Source organism: Rhizobium sp. Root1204 (genome assembly GCF_001424965.1).
Classification (GTDB): Bacteria; Pseudomonadota; Alphaproteobacteria; order Rhizobiales; family Rhizobiaceae; genus Pararhizobium.
In genome coordinates, this window is sequence record NZ_LMCZ01000044.1 from 128665 (window position 1) to 143680 (window position 15016).

The window sequence follows — 15016 nt, forward strand, 5'->3', positions numbered from 1 at the left end:
GGATGAAGCCCGAACTCGCCTCTTACGCGGCCGTCTGCGATGGTGTAGCCCAGCTGTTCCAGCCGTTTGTCGAGGTCGTGCTGCACGATCTCGAAACCGAGACGGCGGTGCATATTGCTGGCAATTTCTCAAAGCGCGAAATCGGCGAGCCTTCGTTGCTGCACGAGATCGATTTCCGTCCAACCGAGCGTCTTCTCGGCCCCTATGAAAAGGTCAACTGGGACGGTCGCCGGATCAAGTCGATCAGCATCATCCTGCGCGATAGCAGCGAGCGGCCGATAGCCGTGATGTGCATCAATGCCGACGTCTCGCATTTTCATGCGGTGATGCAGACATTGAGCGCCTTTGCCTCGATCCCCGTCGATCATGCCAAGCCGGCCAGCCTGTTCAAGGAGGACTGGCATGAGCGCATCAACGAATACATCCAGAACTGGACAGGATCACGCGGCCTGATCATCGCCGATCTCACCCGCGAGCAGAAACAGCAGGTGGTGAAGGACCTTTCTGCCGACGGCGCGTTCGGCGGCAAAAACTCAGCCGCCTACATCTCCCGCATCCTCGGCATGGGCCGCGCAACGGTCTACAAGTATCTCAGTCAGGAACGGTCGGCGGACGAATGATCATTCTCTCCCGCCCGGAAATCGAAGCCTTGATCGATCTCGACCATGCGCTTGCCGCCGTCGAAGCAGGTTATATAGCCGCGTCCGAGGGCCGGGCCGTGATGCCGCCGGTCGGCTATCTCGCATTTCCCGACAAGGATGGCGATTGCCATATCAAATATGGACATATCGCCAGCGATCCGTCCTTCGTCGTCAAGGTCGCGGCCGGGTTCTACGGCAATCCGGCCATCGGCCTGCCGACGTCGAATGGGGTGATGCTGGTCCTGTCCGCCGAAACCGGCGTTCTCGAAGCGATCCTGCTCGATGAAGGTTTTCTGACCGACCTGCGCACCGGCCTTGGCGGCGCCATCGCCACCCGGGCGCTGTGCCGTCCGGATGCGCGGCGGGTGGCAATCGTCGGAACCGGCATTCAGGCCCGCTGGCAGGCCCGCTGCCTGCAGCGGGCAATGCCGGGAACGCCGTTTTCCTTCACGATCTGGGGACGCTCGGAAGACAAGGCGCGGGCAACGGCGAATGCTCTCAAGGCCGAGGGTATTGATGTGCTCGTCTCTTCCGACCTGGAACGCCTTTGCCGTGGCGCCGAGATCATCATCACGACCACGCCCTCACGCGAGCCGTTGATCCGCAACGCCTGGATACAGCCCGGCACCCACATTACCGCAATCGGCGCTGATGCGCCCGGCAAGCAGGAACTGGAGACAGATCTGGTGGCCCGGGCCAGCCGCCGCATCTGCGACAGCGCTGCGCAATCTCTCGACCATGGCGAATTTTCCACCGCGTTCCGGGCTGGAGACATTTCCGCCGACACCTGCGCCGAACTTGGAGCTGTTCTGGGTGGCAGGGCCGCGGGGCGGATCCATCCCGGTGATATCACCATTGCCGATCTCACCGGCGTCGCGGTTCAGGATATCGCCATCGCAAACTCGGTCCTTGATACCTACAGGCGTTCGCGAGACCGTTGACGATCCCATCACTCCAGGTCGAAGGCCGTGATGATCGGGCATGGGCCTTTTGACGTGGAGCCGCAAGCATCGGCAAGGCGGAGCAGCGACGCACGGGCAGCACTCAGCTCGGCAATCTTCTCGTCGAGTGCAACGATACGCTCGCGCGCCAATGTATGAGCACGATGCCGGTCCTCGCCGGCATCCAGCGCCAGCAGCTCGCCGATCTCGTCGAGCGTAAAACCAGCCGTTTGCGCAGTCCGGATGAATCGCAGACGGCGGATATCGTCTTCGCCGTAGCGCCGGATGCCGCCGCCCAGACCGGTGCCGCCGGTGCGTTGCGGCGTGCCGAGCAGACCGCGCCGCTGATAGTAGCGCACCGTTTCGACGCCAACGCCGCCCTCACGCGCCAGCCCTGCAATCGTCGTCTCTTTCATCGCTTGACTCCGTACCATGGTACGGATGTTATAGTCCTTGCAATCGATCAAACCAAGCGAAATGAAAGATTGCGATATGACCGGCAAGACATCGAAAACCGCCACTCTCTACCGGATGGTGATGGACAAGCACACCTGCCCTTACGGCCTGAAGGCCAAGGATCTTCTGGAACAGCAGGGCTATACGGTTGATGATCGCTGGCTGACGACGCGGGAACAGACCGACGCGTTCAAGGTGCAGCATGGTGTTCAGACGACACCGCAAACCTTTATCGACGGAGCCCGTATCGGTGGCTATGACGACCTGCGCCGGTATTTCGGCAAGACGATCCGCGATCCGAAGGCAGTGACCTACCGGCCCGTGATCGCCGTGTTTGCCGTCACCGCGCTGATGGCGCTGGCAACCAGTTATGCCGCCTATGGCAGCATTTTCACCGTGCGCTCGGCTGAATGGTTCATCGCCTTCACCATGGCGGTGCTGGCGATCCTGAAACTGCAGAACATCGAGAGTTTCTCAACGATGTTCCTCAACTATGACCTGCTTGCCAAGCGCTGGGTCCGCTACAGCTATATCTACCCTTTCGCAGAAGCGGGCGCCGGTATCCTGATGATTGCCGGGGCGCTCAACTGGATCTCGATCCCCGTGGCACTGTTCATCGGCACGATCGGGGCCGTCTCGGTGTTCAAGGCCGTCTATATCGACAAGCGCGAACTGAAATGCGCCTGTGTCGGTGGCGACAGCAACGTGCCGCTCGGCTTCGTCTCGCTGACGGAAAACGTGATGATGGTCGCCATGGCGGTCTGGATGCTGGTGATGATCCTGACCGGAAGCGGCATTGGCCACACCATGTAAGTCTTAGTGGCGGGCCTGCCCCATCCGCGATAGCAGGATGACCGGCAATATTCCGATGACGACGATGGCCAGAGCCGCGATGGACGCCTCCTCATAGGTGCCCCTCGCGGCCTCGCCATACAGATGTGTCGCGAATGTCTCGACATTGAGCGGCCGCAGCAACAGCGTGGCGGGCAGTTCCTTGACGCAATCGACGAACACCAGCAGACCAGCCGCCGTGATCGCCGCCTTCGACAGCGGCAGATGCACATGGCGGAAGGTGCCGGCTGCCGATTGGCCAAGGACGCGGGACGCGTGATCGAAGGACACCGGGATGCGCGCCAGCCCAGCATCAATGCCGCCGGCGGAGATGGCCAGGAACCGGACGGAATAGGCGTAAAGCAGCGCGGCGCCCGAACCGATGAACAGCAAGCCTGTCGATACGCCGAACCAGGCGGTGGCCGTGCGATCGATGAAACCGTCGAGCGTGGCAAGCACGATCAAGACGCCGATGGCGACAACCGTGCCGGGCGCTGCGTAACCGAGCGTCGAAAGCCGCTGCAGCCACGCCGTCGCGGCACCCGGCCGCAAGCGGCTGGCATAGGCGACGAGCAGACCGAACAGAACCGTGAAGATCGTGGCTGCCGATGCCAGGACGATGGTGTTGAAAGCCTCGTCGAGGAACCGCGAGGAAAGCCCGGCAAACTCGATGCGCTTCCACGCCTCGTTCACAAGGTAGATCGCGGGCGCGCCAAAACCGATGAGGATCGGCAAGAGCCCGGCGGAAAAAAGCGCCAGCCCCTTTGCCGTTGAGACGCGGCGCGGTTCGAAGGCGCGGCTGCGCTGCGCGCCGGTCGAGTAACGCTGTTTGCCCCTTGCCCATTTTTCAAAAGCCACCAGCGCCACCACGACCATCAGCAATGACAGCGCGATCTGGGAAGCCCCCGGCAGATCGGTGCGGGTAATCCAGGTGGTGTAGATCGAGACGGTCAGCGTCCGCACGCCGAGAAATTCGGATGCGCCGACATCGTTGAGCGTTTCCATCAGGGCGAGACTGACCCCGACGGCGACTGCCGGGCGCGCCAGCGGCAGCGCGACATGCCAGAAGACGGCGCGGCGCGAAATGCCGAGCGTGCGCGAGGCGTCAATCAGATTGGCCGATTGGGTCAGAAACATCGCCCGTGTCGGGATATAGACATAGGGATAGAGCACGAACCCCAGAAGCAGGATGCAGCCCGTCATCGAGCGCACATCCGGCAGGCGGAATTCCCGCGGGCTGGAATAGCCAAGCAGCCAGCGGATCGCCCCCTGCATCGAGCCGATCGGGTGCAGAATATCGAGATAGGCATAGGCGATGATGTAGGTGGGAACCGCTAGCGGCAAAAGCAGCGCCCATTCGAGGACGCGGCGGCCGGGAAAGGCATAGGCCGTGACCAGCCAGGCCGTGGATGTCCCGAGAATGGCCGTGATCAGGCCGACGCCGCAGAGAAGAATGATGGTGTCCGTCAACGCCACGGGCAAGACGGTGGCGGCAAGATGCGACCACAACCCCGCCGACCCCTGGAGCGCCTGCAGCAACAGGGCGAAAATCGGCAGCATGACCAGACAGGCGACAGCACCTGCGCCAAGCAACCAGCGGGCTCCGGTGCGGCCTCCGGGCCAGCTTCGGGCGGCGCTGATCATCGGCTGAAATCCATCTTTTGGTCAGAAGAAAAGGCGCCCGCGATACCGCAGGCGCCTGCCGTTCTTTAGTTGTCGAAGCCGACCTTGTCGACCAACTCGCTCGCCTGCTTGCGATGGCTGACGATTTCCGTCAGCGGCTTCGGATCGATCTTCAGTTCACCGAACGAGGCGATAATCGGATCGACCGTTGCACCGGCCTTGACCGGATATTCGAAATTGGCTTCCGCGTAGATCTTCTGGGCTTCGTCGGAGACGAGATATTCCAGAAGCTTGACGGCCTCGGCCTTGTTCGGCGCATTCTTCGCAACCGCCGCGCCGCTGATGTTGACCTGCGTACCGCCGTCCTTGAACGTCGGCAGAACAACCTTGATGGCATTGGCCCAGGTGGCCTGCTCTTCGCCGCCCTTGCCGGAGCGCATCAAGCCAACATAGTAGGAATTGGCTATGGCGATATCGCAAACGCCGCCGAGAATGTCCTTGGCGCCGTCGCGGTCACCACCAGCTGCCTTGCGGGCCAGATTGTCCTTCAGGCCCGTCAGCCACTTTTCAGTGGCTTCGGCGCCGTAATGGGCGATGTGATCGGCAAACAGGGCCGTGTTGTACGGGTGCTGGCCGGAGCGAATGCAAATCTTGCCCTTCCACTTCGGATCCGCCAGGTCTTCATAGGTGACGGATGCGAGATCGAGGTCCTTCGCCGCATAGATAACGCGGGCGCGCATCGATAGTGCGAACCAGTGGCCGCTGGCGTCACGCAGCTGCGCGGGAATCGATTCTGTCAGAACGGTGGATTCGACCGGCTGGGTGATGCCCTTTTCGACGAGATCGATCAGGTTACCGGCATCGACGGTCATCAGAATGTCGGCCGGCGAGCTTGCGCCTTCGGTGGCGACGCGCTCAGCCAAGCCGTCCTTCATGAAGACCGTGTTGACCTTGGTGCCTGTCGCGGCCGTGAAAGAATCGAGCAGCGGCTGGATGAGGCCCGGCTCGCGGGTCGTGTAGATGTTGAGTTCAGCAGCCGAGACAGCGCTCGTGCTGAGGAGCAATGACGCCGTAAACAGGGTGGATTTTGCGATGCTTGACGTGTTCATTAAATCTCTCCAGGTGAACAATGCCAGCTGTCGAGCATTAATTGATGAAAGCAGTCAAGTTTACGCAGGCAAATTTACCGTAAACAGGCATGCCGATAAAGCACCCGCCTCTACGCTGCGGGGAAAACCAGCCAGCTGTCTGGCAGAACGGTCAGGCCGACCGTCTCTATTCCGGACGGCAAGCGATGCATTGTGCGGACTTGCAACGGCTGTTCCAGCCCCTTGACGGCAATGGCAAGCTGTTCGACCTCGCCAAGGAACATCCGATTTTTCACTTCCCCGGAAAAATCTCCCGGACCGCGCGAGACCGTAATTCCCTGCGGGCGGATATAGAGCATCGACGGCGTCCCGTCGCGTGCGTCAAGCACCTGCGCAAACCGGCCAATCGCGGTTTCAACATGTCCGTTACGATAAACGCCGGAAATCCGATTGAAAGCGCAGAAGAACTCGGCGGCATAAGGAGAAACCGGCCGATCATGCAGGTCGTAACCCGATCCGGCCTGAACGATCTTGCCAGCCTTCATCAACACAACCCGGTCGCCCGCCGAGAGCGCTTCTTCAGGGTCATGCGTGACCATAATGACCGTGGTTCCAAGGCCTCTCAGAAGCGACAGCGTTTCATCGCGGACCTTTTCCCTCAACCCCCGGTCAAGGTTGGAAAACGGTTCATCCATCAGCAGGGTGTCCGGCTGCGGAGCCAGAGCGCGGGCAAGCGCTACACGCTGCTGCTCTCCACCCGACAGCATATGCGGATATCGCCCCTTCAGATGCGCGATGCCAATATGCGCGATAACATCGGCCGTTCTGGCAGCAGCCTCCTGTTTCGAGCGGCGCTTCAGGCCGAACTGGATATTCTGTTCGACCGTCAGATGCGGAAAGAGTGCATAGTCCTGGAACACGAAACCAATCTTGCGGTCTTCCGGTTCGACGAAATGTGCCGGACCAGAAATCTCCTGATCGTTGAGCAGGATACGGCCGCCATCAACAGTGTCCACCCCAGCGATCATACGCAGCAATGTCGATTTTCCGCAGCCGGATTGACCGACGAGGCAGATGATTTCACCGGACGCAATTGTCAGCGACACGTCGTCAAGCGCGACTGTTGCGCCGAAACTGCGGCTTACATTGTGGAGCTCAAGCGTCCGGTCCTTGGCGTTCGGCGTCAAAATCCTATCCAGTTCCTCTTTACGCGGCAAAGAACCATCCGACAGGCGGCAGGACGACTCAGCGTTTGAGCCCGTTATCAGTATATTTTCTGGAAAAGACAATCAGCCCGCTGACCAACACGGTTAAATCACGGCCGCCCGAGGCAGGGACCGTGGGGAGAACAAGCCTGCGATGCCGGCGTCTGCAGATGAATGGCTGACGCCCCTCCGGCGCTTGGCGGCAAGCAACCGGTCGATGCATATTCGGAGTAGTGACGGAGTTTCGGGTTTCTGCTCGGCCGCACCGGGGGAGGCGGTTGCTGAAGCGCAACACACCCGGAACGGTTTCAAAAGCACATCCGGCCGCAGGCTAACCGCAAGGCGGCGGAGAGCGCAACCGGTTTAGACTTCGGTTTCCAACAAGGCAGATAGGGAGACCTGGAGTGCGGCGGCAATTCTTCTCAACTTGGCCGGATCGGCATCGTTGCCATCTTCAATCGCTGTAATCTCGGAATTCGCCAGCCCGCAGGTCACGGCGAGATCCTCAACGCTGTACCCGGCGGATTCGCGATAGGCTTTGACGCGTGAGGCAACTGTTCCGCCGGCAATTGCGCCGAGGCCAAGGGTGTCGAAGTTGTTGACTGCAATGGACATGGAAGTCTCCTGTTGTTCATGAATTGAAGGTCTGCGTGTATGGTTCCCCGTTTATGACTGACCGCAAAAATACGACTTCCTTTTATTGCTGCATTGCGCCATCGACAAGTAAATATTGCTGCACCTGCTAGATGACTCGGCCCAACGGCTTTGAAAGCAAATCGGATAAATTTCTGTAAATTTACATAAAAACAATGGCTTGACGGATTTTCCTCGCGCCGTTTTGGCCGATTATTTCGTGATGCGAAACCCTACCGGTTCCTCGTCAAGCGACGTCATCTCCGACCGGACATCGGTAACGGATGCACCGGAAGGGCCGGTCCAGCAGCGCTCCAGCATGGCGGCAACGGCTGCGGCTGGACCGCAGATCAAGGCCGCCACGGTGCCATCGGTTTCGTTGCGGACCCAACCCGACAGACCGAGCCTTTGCGCCTGCCCCCGCGTCCAGAACCGGAAGCCGACACCCTGAACATGCCCGGTTATGCGGACCAATACCGCTTTTGCTTCCTCCGTCATGACCGCCTCCATCAATTCCAGTCACAACAATCTGGAGCGGACATCGAAGATTACAAGCGTCTTTCCCAACGCTGCTCTCCCCTGCTATGGGAAGATGGGTCAGGCTGAAACGCTAGGCTCCCGGCACGATGGCAGGAATGGAAATCGATATGGAAACCGTGGAAATCAATGGCAGAAGCGATTTTGCGCTTTGGGCAATTCAGCGCGCGCAAGAGATCGTCATGGCTGAAGGTGCGGCGCTAGCACTGGCTGCCCGCGACATGAACGAGGAAGCCCTGCAGGAAAATGGCGCCGCACTCGGCAAGGCCATCGCGGAGGCAATGCTGGAGGTTTTCGACGGTTTGATGGCCGAGTAGCAGAAACAGGTGCGGCGGGCATCATTGCTCGCCGGACCGGTTTCGATATTGCACGGCTCTCCGGGGCTGAGCTTGCTGTGAGCTTTGAAGAAGTTTGCCATTCAAAGCGGATTTAGGAGATTGGAATTACCAAACCTCAGTTTCCAAGATCGCTACGCGGATGGGCCGAACCGAGGGCGCACACGGCATTCGGTTGTTTTTGACGCTCAGTAGGCTGGCTTTGTCCATATCGCCTTCTACTTCCCCTGGAATTGCGCTGGCCGTTTTTCAATGAAAGCCGCCATGCCTTCCTTCTGGTCCTGTGTGGCGAACAGCGCGTGAAAAATGCGGCGTTCGAACAGGATGCCTTCGCGCAAGCCGCCTTCGAGCGCGCGGTCGACGGCTTCTCGCGCCGCCATCGTGGCGGCCTTGCCGTATCCCGCAATCGTTTGAGCGGCCTTCAGCGTTTCCTCCAGCAGTTTTTCCGCCGGGAGCACGCGTGCGACGAGGCCGCAGCGTTCGGCCTCGGTCGCATCCATCATCCGGCCGGTGAGGACCATGTCCATGGCCTTCGCCTTGCCGACCAGCTTCGTCAACCGCTGCGAGCCACCCATGCCGGGGATGACGCCCAGCTTGATTTCCGGCTGGCCGAACATCGCCGTGTCGGCGGCGAAGATCATGTCGCACATCATTGCCAGCTCACAACCGCCACCGAGTGCATAACCGGAAACCGCGGCAATCTTTGGCGTGCGGAACGACGCGAACTTGTCCCAGGCGGCAAAGAAATCCTCACCGAACATGTCGGGGAACGACTTGTCCGCCATCTCCTTGATATCGGCGCCGGCCGCAAAGGCCTTGTCGGAACCCTTCAGCACAAAGCAGCCGACACCGGGATCGCGGTCAAGCGGTGCGAGGTCGCTCGCCAGCGCGTTCATGATCTCGGAATTGAGCGCGTTGCGGGCGGCAGGCCGGTTCAGCGTGACGATCACGACCCGGTCTTGCTGCTCAATGATGATCGGTTTTTCCATGGGCGTGATCCTCTTGCGGACGTTTCGGGCTTGGTCAGGCAGTGTCGCCGGATTGTTGCCGTAACATGTTGATGATGCCGGAGAAATCCTTGCCGTCATTGCCAAGCTCGTTGAACAGCGCGTAAAGCTCTGCCGCCTTGGCGCCAAGCGGCGTGACTGCGCCGGCAGATTGCGCCGCCGCCTGAGAAAGCTTCAGGTCCTTCAGCATCAGGGCACCGGCAAAGCCAGGCTTATAATCGTTGTTGGCAGGCGATGTAGGGACAGGTCCAGGAACTGGGCAATAGGTGGTCAGTGACCAGCATTGGCCTGACGATACCGAGGCGACATCAAACAGCGCCTGATGCGAGAGGCCGAGTTTTTCGCCAAGCACGAAAGCTTCGCCGACCGCAATCATGCTGATGCCGAGGATCATGTTGTTGCAGATCTTCGCGGCCTGCCCCGCAGCCATGCCACCGCAATGGATAATCTTTTTGCCCATCGCTTCGAATATTGGCTGGGACTTCGCGAAAACATCCCGTTCGCCGCCGATCATGAAGGTCAGCGTGCCCGCCGTGGCGCCACCGGTTCCGCCGGATACGGGCGCATCGAGCGAGGGGCAGCCTTTTGCGGCCGCCATGTCATGCGCCCCACGGGCGCTGTCGATGTCGATGGTCGAGCAATCGATCAAAAGTGTGCCGGATGGCACCAAGGTCAGCAGTTCCTGCCAGACCGACAGGACGTGTTTGCCGGCAGGAAGCATGGTGATGACGGTATCGGCCCCAGCGACCGCTTCGGCAAGCGACGCGCAGGCGGTGATGCCCTTACTACGCGCTTCGTCCATTAGAGGCTGCGCGAGGTCGAATCCCCTGACCACATGGCGTGCCTTGACGAGATTGGCAGCCATCGGGCCGCCCATATGACCGAGGCCGATAAAACCGATCGTCATGTTCGTGATCCTTCCTTGATCTTCGCCGCAAAGAGCGGATGGGCGGATGGCTGGAAATAGGCATCGACGTCGGTTGCGGTGACATTCGCAAGCCGCGCTGGCCGCCATTGCGGATTGCGGTCCTTGTCGATCACGGCGGCACGGACGCCCTCGTAAAAATCGTGGCTGGTCAAAACCGCTGCCGTCGCTGCAAATTCCCGTTCGAGGCAATCTTCCAGACGTTCGGCATGTTTGCCAAGCCGCAACAACCGCAACGTGACATTGAGACTGAGCGGCGATTTTGTCGAGAGAACGGATGAAATCCTTTCAGCAAAAGGACTGTTGTCCCGGCGCAGCGCCTCCAGAATGCCTTCGATGGTGTCAAACGCAAAGAGGCTATCGATGGTCTGTTGTTGCGGTTCCAGAACGCCGGCTGGCAGTGTCTCCGAAAAGCCTGCGATGGTGGCTGAAACGGCTTCGTGCGGGCTGTCAGCAGGCAATGATGCCAAAGCCTCGATCAACTCTGGAAGCCGCTCGGAGCGGATAAAAATATCAGCAAGGCCTGCGAGGATCGCGTCGGCAGCCCCCAGCGGTTCGCCGGTCAAGCCGACATAGGTGCCGAGTTCGCCGGCCTGACGCGTCAGGAACCATGATCCACCCACATCCGGAAAAAACCCGATGCCGGTTTCCGGCATGGCAAACCGGGTCCGTTCGGTGACGATCCGATGGCTGCCATAAACGGAGATGCCGACACCGCCGCCCATGACAATGCCGTCCATGACGACGATATAAGGCTTGGGATAATGACCGATACGCGCGTTGAGCTTGTACTCCTCCCGCCAGAATGTCGTTGGCGCGTTCGATCCGGCTTTGCCGCCGTCATAGATCGCGCGGATATCACCGCCGGCGCACAGGCCCCGCTCCCCCTCGCCCGTGACAAGCACCGCAGCGACGTCAGAAGCACGTTCGAAACCGTCGAGCGCTGCCTCCATGTCACGCACCATCTGCAGCGTCAGGCTGTTGAGCGCCTTTGGACGATTGAGCCGGATGCGCCCGAGCGCACCATGACGCTCGATCAGCGTTTCGGCTTCTGTCGCACGAGTTTCAGATATGGAGGGCATGGCCAAGCGCTTTCAAGGCGGCTTCCTGGAAGCCTTCGCTGCGGGTCGGGTGGGCGTGGATCGTCGCGGCGATATCTTCCAGGCGGGCACCCATTTCAATCGCCAGCGCAAACGCGCTCGACAGTTCGGAAACGCCAGAGCCGACAGCCTGAATACCGAGGACGAGGTTGCTGTCGGCGCGAGCGACGATGCGAACGAAGCCTTCTTCCGAGAGCATGGTCATGGCGCGGCCATTAGCATTAAACGGGAATTGGCCGACGCGGATTTCGTAGCCCTGCGCCCGCGCCTCATCCGGTGAGAGACCGGCAGTGACGATTTCCGGGTCGGTGAAGCAAACGGCTGGAATGCAGCGTTTGTCCCATATGCGCTTTTTCCCGGCGACGATTTCGGCAACCATCTCGCCCTGCGCCATGGCGCGGTGGGCCAGCATCGGCTCGCCGGTGATATCGCCGATCGCATGGACACCACGCATCGAGGTGCGGCAGCGGTCGTCGATGCGCAGGAATTTTCCGGTGCGATCAAGGTCGAGTTCATCCAGCCCCCAGCCTTCCGTCCTGGGCTTGCGGCCGACGGTGACGAGGATCTTGTCGGCGGCAAGCTGCTCTTCCGCGCCTTCGGCGGTCTCGATCAGCAGCGCACTGCCGGAAAGCCCCTTAGCCTTGGCGCCTGTCAGAACACGGATGCCGAGATCGGCCAACCGCTTGGCCACGGGCTTCACCAGTTCGGCATCATATTGCGGCAGGATTTGTGATGTCGCTTCAACGACGGTGACTTTGGACCCTATTTTGGCGAAGGCGGTGCCCAGCTCAAGGCCGATATAGCCGCCACCGACCACTACCAGCTTTTGCGGCACGGTTTTCAGGGACAGCGCTTCCGTCGAAGAAATGACCGGCCCGCCGAAGGGCAGGAATGGCAGTTCCACCGGCTCCGAACCAGTGGCGATGACGATCGTTTCGGCGCGGATGACCTGCACGCCCGTTTCCGTCTCGACCTCGACGGTCTTGCCGTCACGGAATTTTGCCCGGCCGTGGACGATCTTGACCCGGGCCTTGCGCAGGAGCCCCAGCACGCCACTGTTCAGGCGTCCAACGATGCCGTCCTTCCAGGCGATGGTCTTGGCAAGATCGAGTTTGGGCGCCTCGACGGAAATTCCGAGCGGGCTTTTGGCGCTCGCCATGTGGCTGACTTTTTCGAATTCCTCGGCCGCATGGATCAGCGCCTTGGAGGGGATGCAGCCAATATTGAGACAGGTGCCACCGGCCTTGACGGCTTCGACGATGACGGTATCGACTCCGAGCTGCCCGGCCCGGATGGCGCAAATATAGCCCCCCGGACCGGCGCCGATGACGAGAAGTTTGCAGACGATCTCTTTCATGGGCTCAGCTTTCAATGAAAATCAGCGCGGGAGTTTCGAGCAACGCCTTGATCCGCTGGACGAAGGTCGCCGCATCCCAGCCGTCCACCACACGGTGGTCGAAGCTGGACGACAGGTTCATCATCTTGCGCGGGATGAACTGGCTGCCGTCCCAGACCGGCCGGGTCATGATCTTGTTGACACCGACGATCGCCACCTCCGGGTGGTTGATGATCGGCGTGGTGGCGATGCCTCCCATGGCGCCGAGCGAAGTAATGGTGATGGTCGAGCCGGAGAGTTCTTCACGCAGCGCCGAGCCTGTACGGGCGGCTTCGGCCAACCGCACTACTTCGGCTGCGCAGTCCCAGATACCGCGCGCTTCCGTATGGCGCACCACGGGAACGGTCAGGCCCGCCGGTGTCTGCGTGGCGATACCGATATGGACAGCGGCGTGACGGCTGATGATGCCCGCGTCGTCGTCGAAGGTGGCGTTGACAACGGGCTGCTCGTCAATGGTCTTCACCATCGCGCGCATCAGGAAGGGCAGGATCGTCAACTTCGTCTGGTCGGGCTTGCGGGTGGCGTTCATCGTCGCCCGCAAATCTTCCAGATCGGTGACGTCGATTTCCTCAACATAAGTGATATGGGGAATGCGCGACGTCGCCAGCACCATCTTTTCGGAAATACGGCGGCGCAGGCCGGTGACCTTGATCTCCTCGACGGCGGTCTTTTTGGCAAGACCGGTCGGTGCTGGTTGCGGTTGCGCACCACGGGCAAGGAATTGGTCGAGGTCGTCGTGGGTGATGCGTCCGGCCGGACCAGTGCCGATCACCTGCCTGAGGTCGATGCCGCAGTCCTGTGCCCGCAGACGCACGGCGGGCGAAGCCAGCGGTTTGGCTAGCGTATCGGGGACAGTGCGGCTTGCCTTCTCACCAGCGGGGAGAAGGTGGCGCGCAGGGCCGGATGAGGGGGCTGGCTGGCGAATTGAGGGCGAAGAGGCCCCCTCATCCGCCCTTCGGGCACCGTCTCCCCGCTGGGGAGAAGACGGGGCGATCGGCACCGTTTCCGCCATCGGAACGGCTTCCAACTCGCCGCCCTCGCCCGCGACCTGAATGCGGACCAGCGGCGCCTTGACGGCAACGGTATCGCCGATCTCGGCACCCAGCCAGAGAACAGTACCGGTAACCGGCGACGGGATTTCGACCGTCGCCTTGTCGGTCATGACGGCGGCCAGGATCATGTCCTCGCGGATGGGATCGCCAACCTCGCAATGCCATTCGACAAGCTCAGCCTCCGCCACGCCTTCGCCGACATCCGGCATCTTGATGATGAATTCACCCATGATTATGCCTCCATCACTTCGGCAAGCGCGCGCCCGACGCGGCCGGGTCCGGGGAAATAATCCCATTCCTGCGCATGCGGATAGGGCGTGTCCCAGCCCGTGACGCGCACGACCGGGGCTTCCAGATGGTAGAAGCAATGTTCCTGCACGAGGGCTGTGAGTTCGGCGCCGTAGCCCGATGTCAGCGTCGCCTCATGGACGACGACGCAGCGGCCGGTCTTGGTGACCGATTGCACGATCGTATCGAGATCAAGCGGCAACAGGCTGCGAAGGTCGATCACTTCGGCATCGATGCCCATTTCCTCGACGGCCGCCAGCGCCACATGCACCATTGTGCCATAGGCGATCACGGTGACCGCAGAACCCTGCCTGCGTATTTCGGCCTTGCCGATCGGGATGCTGTAATGTCCCTCCGGCACCTCGCCGAGTTCGTGTTTGGACCATGGTGTGACCGGCCTGTCGTGATGACCGTCGAAAGGACCGTTGTAGAGGCGCTTCGGTTCAAGGAACATCACCGGGTCGGGGTCTTCGATCGAGGCGATCAGCAGGCCCTTGGCGTCGTATGGGTTGGAAGGCACAACGACTTTCAAGCCGCAGACGTGGGTAAACAGCGCCTCCGGGCTCTGGCTGTGCGTCTGTCCGCCAAAGATACCACCGCCCGTCGGCATGCGCAAAACGATCGGGCAGGTGAAGTCGCCGTTCGAGCGGTAACGGATACGGGCGGCTTCCTGGGTGATCTGGTCGTAGGCCGGGTACATGTAATCGGCGAACTGGATTTCGACGCAGGGTTTGAGGCCATAGGCGGCCATGCCGATCGCGGTGCCGACGATGCCGCTTTCGCTGATAGGCGCGTCGAAGCAGCGGGTCTTGCCGTATTTCGCCTGAAGCCCCTGGGTGCACCGGAAGACGCCACCGAAATAGCCGACATCCTCGCCAAACACCACCACATCGTCATCACTTTCCATCGAGACGTCCATGGCGCTGCGCACGGCCTCGATCATCGTCATTCTGGCCAT

General features: G+C 60.8%; 16 protein-coding genes. 4 read left to right on the forward strand and 12 right to left on the reverse strand.

Annotation, left to right across the window (positions count from 1 at the left end; genetic code table 11):
• Positions 1-2 precede the first annotated feature (2 nt).
• Both ASC96_RS30995 and ASC96_RS31000 read left to right on the forward strand, forming a co-directional pair.
• On the forward strand, positions 3-620 hold the full coding sequence (locus tag ASC96_RS30995) for a PAS domain-containing protein (RefSeq protein ID WP_060506909.1): 618 nt from the start codon (positions 3-5) through the stop codon (positions 618-620).
• On the forward strand, positions 617-1582 hold the full coding sequence (locus ASC96_RS31000; RefSeq protein WP_060506910.1) for a hypothetical protein: 966 nt from the start codon (positions 617-619) through the stop codon (positions 1580-1582). Before ASC96_RS30995 ends, ASC96_RS31000 begins: the two co-directional genes overlap by 4 nt.
• 8 nt (positions 1583-1590) lie before the next feature.
• Here the strand turns inward: ASC96_RS31000 and ASC96_RS31005 are convergent, their stop codons facing one another.
• Entirely contained in the window at positions 1591-2016 is a 426-nt protein-coding gene (locus ASC96_RS31005; RefSeq protein WP_200956652.1) for a MerR family DNA-binding protein, read from the reverse strand.
• Positions 2017-2074: 58 nt separating this feature from the next.
• Between ASC96_RS31005 and ASC96_RS31010 the strand changes: the two genes are divergently transcribed.
• Entirely contained in the window at positions 2075-2851 is a 777-nt protein-coding gene (locus tag ASC96_RS31010; protein ID WP_060506912.1) for a glutaredoxin, read from the forward strand.
• Between the two features lie 3 nt (positions 2852-2854).
• On the opposite strand, the gene ASC96_RS31015 is transcribed toward ASC96_RS31010, so the two are convergent.
• The 5 genes from ASC96_RS31015 to ASC96_RS31035 all read right to left on the reverse strand — a co-directional run bounded on the left by ASC96_RS31015 (position 2855) and on the right by ASC96_RS31035 (position 7916).
• Complete coding sequence (locus ASC96_RS31015) at positions 2855-4429, reverse strand: iron ABC transporter permease (RefSeq protein ID WP_060507034.1); 1575 nt, start codon at positions 4427-4429, stop codon at positions 2855-2857.
• A gap of 149 nt (positions 4430-4578) precedes the next feature.
• Positions 4579-5601, reverse strand: a complete 1023-nt coding sequence (locus ASC96_RS31020) for a Fe(3+) ABC transporter substrate-binding protein (RefSeq protein WP_060506913.1) — start codon at positions 5599-5601, stop codon at positions 4579-4581.
• A gap of 110 nt (positions 5602-5711) precedes the next feature.
• Positions 5712-6797, reverse strand: coding sequence for an ABC transporter ATP-binding protein (locus tag ASC96_RS31025; RefSeq protein ID WP_156397742.1), 1086 nt, complete (start codon positions 6795-6797; stop codon positions 5712-5714).
• A gap of 351 nt (positions 6798-7148) precedes the next feature.
• Positions 7149-7400 carry a helix-turn-helix transcriptional regulator gene (locus ASC96_RS31030; RefSeq protein WP_060506915.1) on the reverse strand — a complete coding sequence of 84 codons (252 nt, stop codon included), beginning with the start codon at positions 7398-7400 and terminating at the stop codon, positions 7149-7151.
• A gap of 231 nt (positions 7401-7631) precedes the next feature.
• Positions 7632-7916, reverse strand: a complete 285-nt coding sequence (locus ASC96_RS31035; protein ID WP_060506916.1) for an acylphosphatase — start codon at positions 7914-7916, stop codon at positions 7632-7634.
• Positions 7917-8065: 149 nt separating this feature from the next.
• On the opposite strand from ASC96_RS31035, the gene ASC96_RS31040 reads away from it, so the two are divergent.
• Positions 8066-8272, forward strand: coding sequence for a hypothetical protein (locus ASC96_RS31040; protein WP_060507036.1), 207 nt, complete (start codon positions 8066-8068; stop codon positions 8270-8272).
• 236 nt (positions 8273-8508) lie between these two features.
• Here the strand turns inward: ASC96_RS31040 and ASC96_RS31045 are convergent, their stop codons facing one another.
• Genes ASC96_RS31045 through ASC96_RS31070 form a run of 6 tightly spaced genes read right to left on the reverse strand, consistent with a single transcriptional unit; the run spans position 8509 to position 15016 of the window.
• Positions 8509-9279 carry an enoyl-CoA hydratase gene (locus ASC96_RS31045; protein WP_060506917.1) on the reverse strand — a complete coding sequence of 257 codons (771 nt, stop codon included), beginning with the start codon at positions 9277-9279 and terminating at the stop codon, positions 8509-8511.
• 34 nt (positions 9280-9313) lie between these two features.
• Positions 9314-10204 carry a 3-hydroxyisobutyrate dehydrogenase gene (mmsB, locus tag ASC96_RS31050; RefSeq protein ID WP_060506918.1) on the reverse strand — a complete coding sequence of 297 codons (891 nt, stop codon included), beginning with the start codon at positions 10202-10204 and terminating at the stop codon, positions 9314-9316.
• Entirely contained in the window at positions 10201-11304 is a 1104-nt protein-coding gene (locus tag ASC96_RS31055; protein ID WP_060506919.1) for an enoyl-CoA hydratase/isomerase family protein, read from the reverse strand. The genes mmsB and ASC96_RS31055 overlap by 4 nt, the downstream gene beginning before the upstream one ends.
• Positions 11288-12679 (reverse strand): dihydrolipoyl dehydrogenase, encoded by a 1392-nt coding sequence (gene lpdA / locus ASC96_RS31060; protein ID WP_060506920.1) that lies wholly within the window; start codon positions 12677-12679, stop codon positions 11288-11290. The genes ASC96_RS31055 and lpdA overlap by 17 nt, the downstream gene beginning before the upstream one ends.
• A gap of 4 nt (positions 12680-12683) precedes the next feature.
• The gene (locus ASC96_RS31065; protein WP_060506921.1) at positions 12684-14000 is read right to left on the reverse strand and encodes a dihydrolipoamide acetyltransferase family protein; all 1317 of its coding nucleotides are present in this window, start codon (positions 13998-14000) and stop codon (positions 12684-12686) included.
• Between the two features lie 2 nt (positions 14001-14002).
• Complete coding sequence (locus ASC96_RS31070) at positions 14003-15016, reverse strand: alpha-ketoacid dehydrogenase subunit beta (protein ID WP_060506922.1); 1014 nt, start codon at positions 15014-15016, stop codon at positions 14003-14005.

Bases quoted from the DNA above. Each gene is read 5' to 3' on its own strand.
- ASC96_RS30995 (WP_060506909.1), top strand. From the start codon at position 3: ATGAAGCCCGAACTCGCCTCTTACGCGGCCGTCTGCGATGGTGTAGCC.
- ASC96_RS31000 (WP_060506910.1), top strand. From the start codon at position 617: ATGATCATTCTCTCCCGCCCGGAAATCGAAGCCTTGATCGATCTCGAC.
- ASC96_RS31005 (WP_200956652.1), bottom strand. From the start codon at position 2,016: ATGGTACGGAGTCAAGCGATGAAAGAGACGACGATTGCAGGGCTGGCG.
- ASC96_RS31010 (WP_060506912.1), top strand. From the start codon at position 2,075: ATGACCGGCAAGACATCGAAAACCGCCACTCTCTACCGGATGGTGATG.
- ASC96_RS31015 (WP_060507034.1), bottom strand. From the start codon at position 4,429: ATGCTGCCGATTTTCGCCCTGTTGCTGCAGGCGCTCCAGGGGTCGGCG.
- ASC96_RS31020 (WP_060506913.1), bottom strand. From the start codon at position 5,601: ATGAACACGTCAAGCATCGCAAAATCCACCCTGTTTACGGCGTCATTG.
- ASC96_RS31030 (WP_060506915.1), bottom strand. From the start codon at position 7,400: ATGTCCATTGCAGTCAACAACTTCGACACCCTTGGCCTCGGCGCAATT.
- ASC96_RS31035 (WP_060506916.1), bottom strand. From the start codon at position 7,916: ATGACGGAGGAAGCAAAAGCGGTATTGGTCCGCATAACCGGGCATGTT.
- ASC96_RS31040 (WP_060507036.1), top strand. From the start codon at position 8,066: ATGGAAACCGTGGAAATCAATGGCAGAAGCGATTTTGCGCTTTGGGCA.
- ASC96_RS31045 (WP_060506917.1), bottom strand. From the start codon at position 9,279: ATGGAAAAACCGATCATCATTGAGCAGCAAGACCGGGTCGTGATCGTC.
- mmsB (WP_060506918.1), bottom strand. From the start codon at position 10,204: ATGACGATCGGTTTTATCGGCCTCGGTCATATGGGCGGCCCGATGGCT.
- ASC96_RS31055 (WP_060506919.1), bottom strand. From the start codon at position 11,304: ATGCCCTCCATATCTGAAACTCGTGCGACAGAAGCCGAAACGCTGATC.
- lpdA (WP_060506920.1), bottom strand. From the start codon at position 12,679: ATGAAAGAGATCGTCTGCAAACTTCTCGTCATCGGCGCCGGTCCGGGG.
- ASC96_RS31065 (WP_060506921.1), bottom strand. From the start codon at position 14,000: ATGGGTGAATTCATCATCAAGATGCCGGATGTCGGCGAAGGCGTGGCG.
- ASC96_RS31070 (WP_060506922.1), bottom strand. From the start codon at position 15,016: ATGGCCAGAATGACGATGATCGAGGCCGTGCGCAGCGCCATGGACGTC.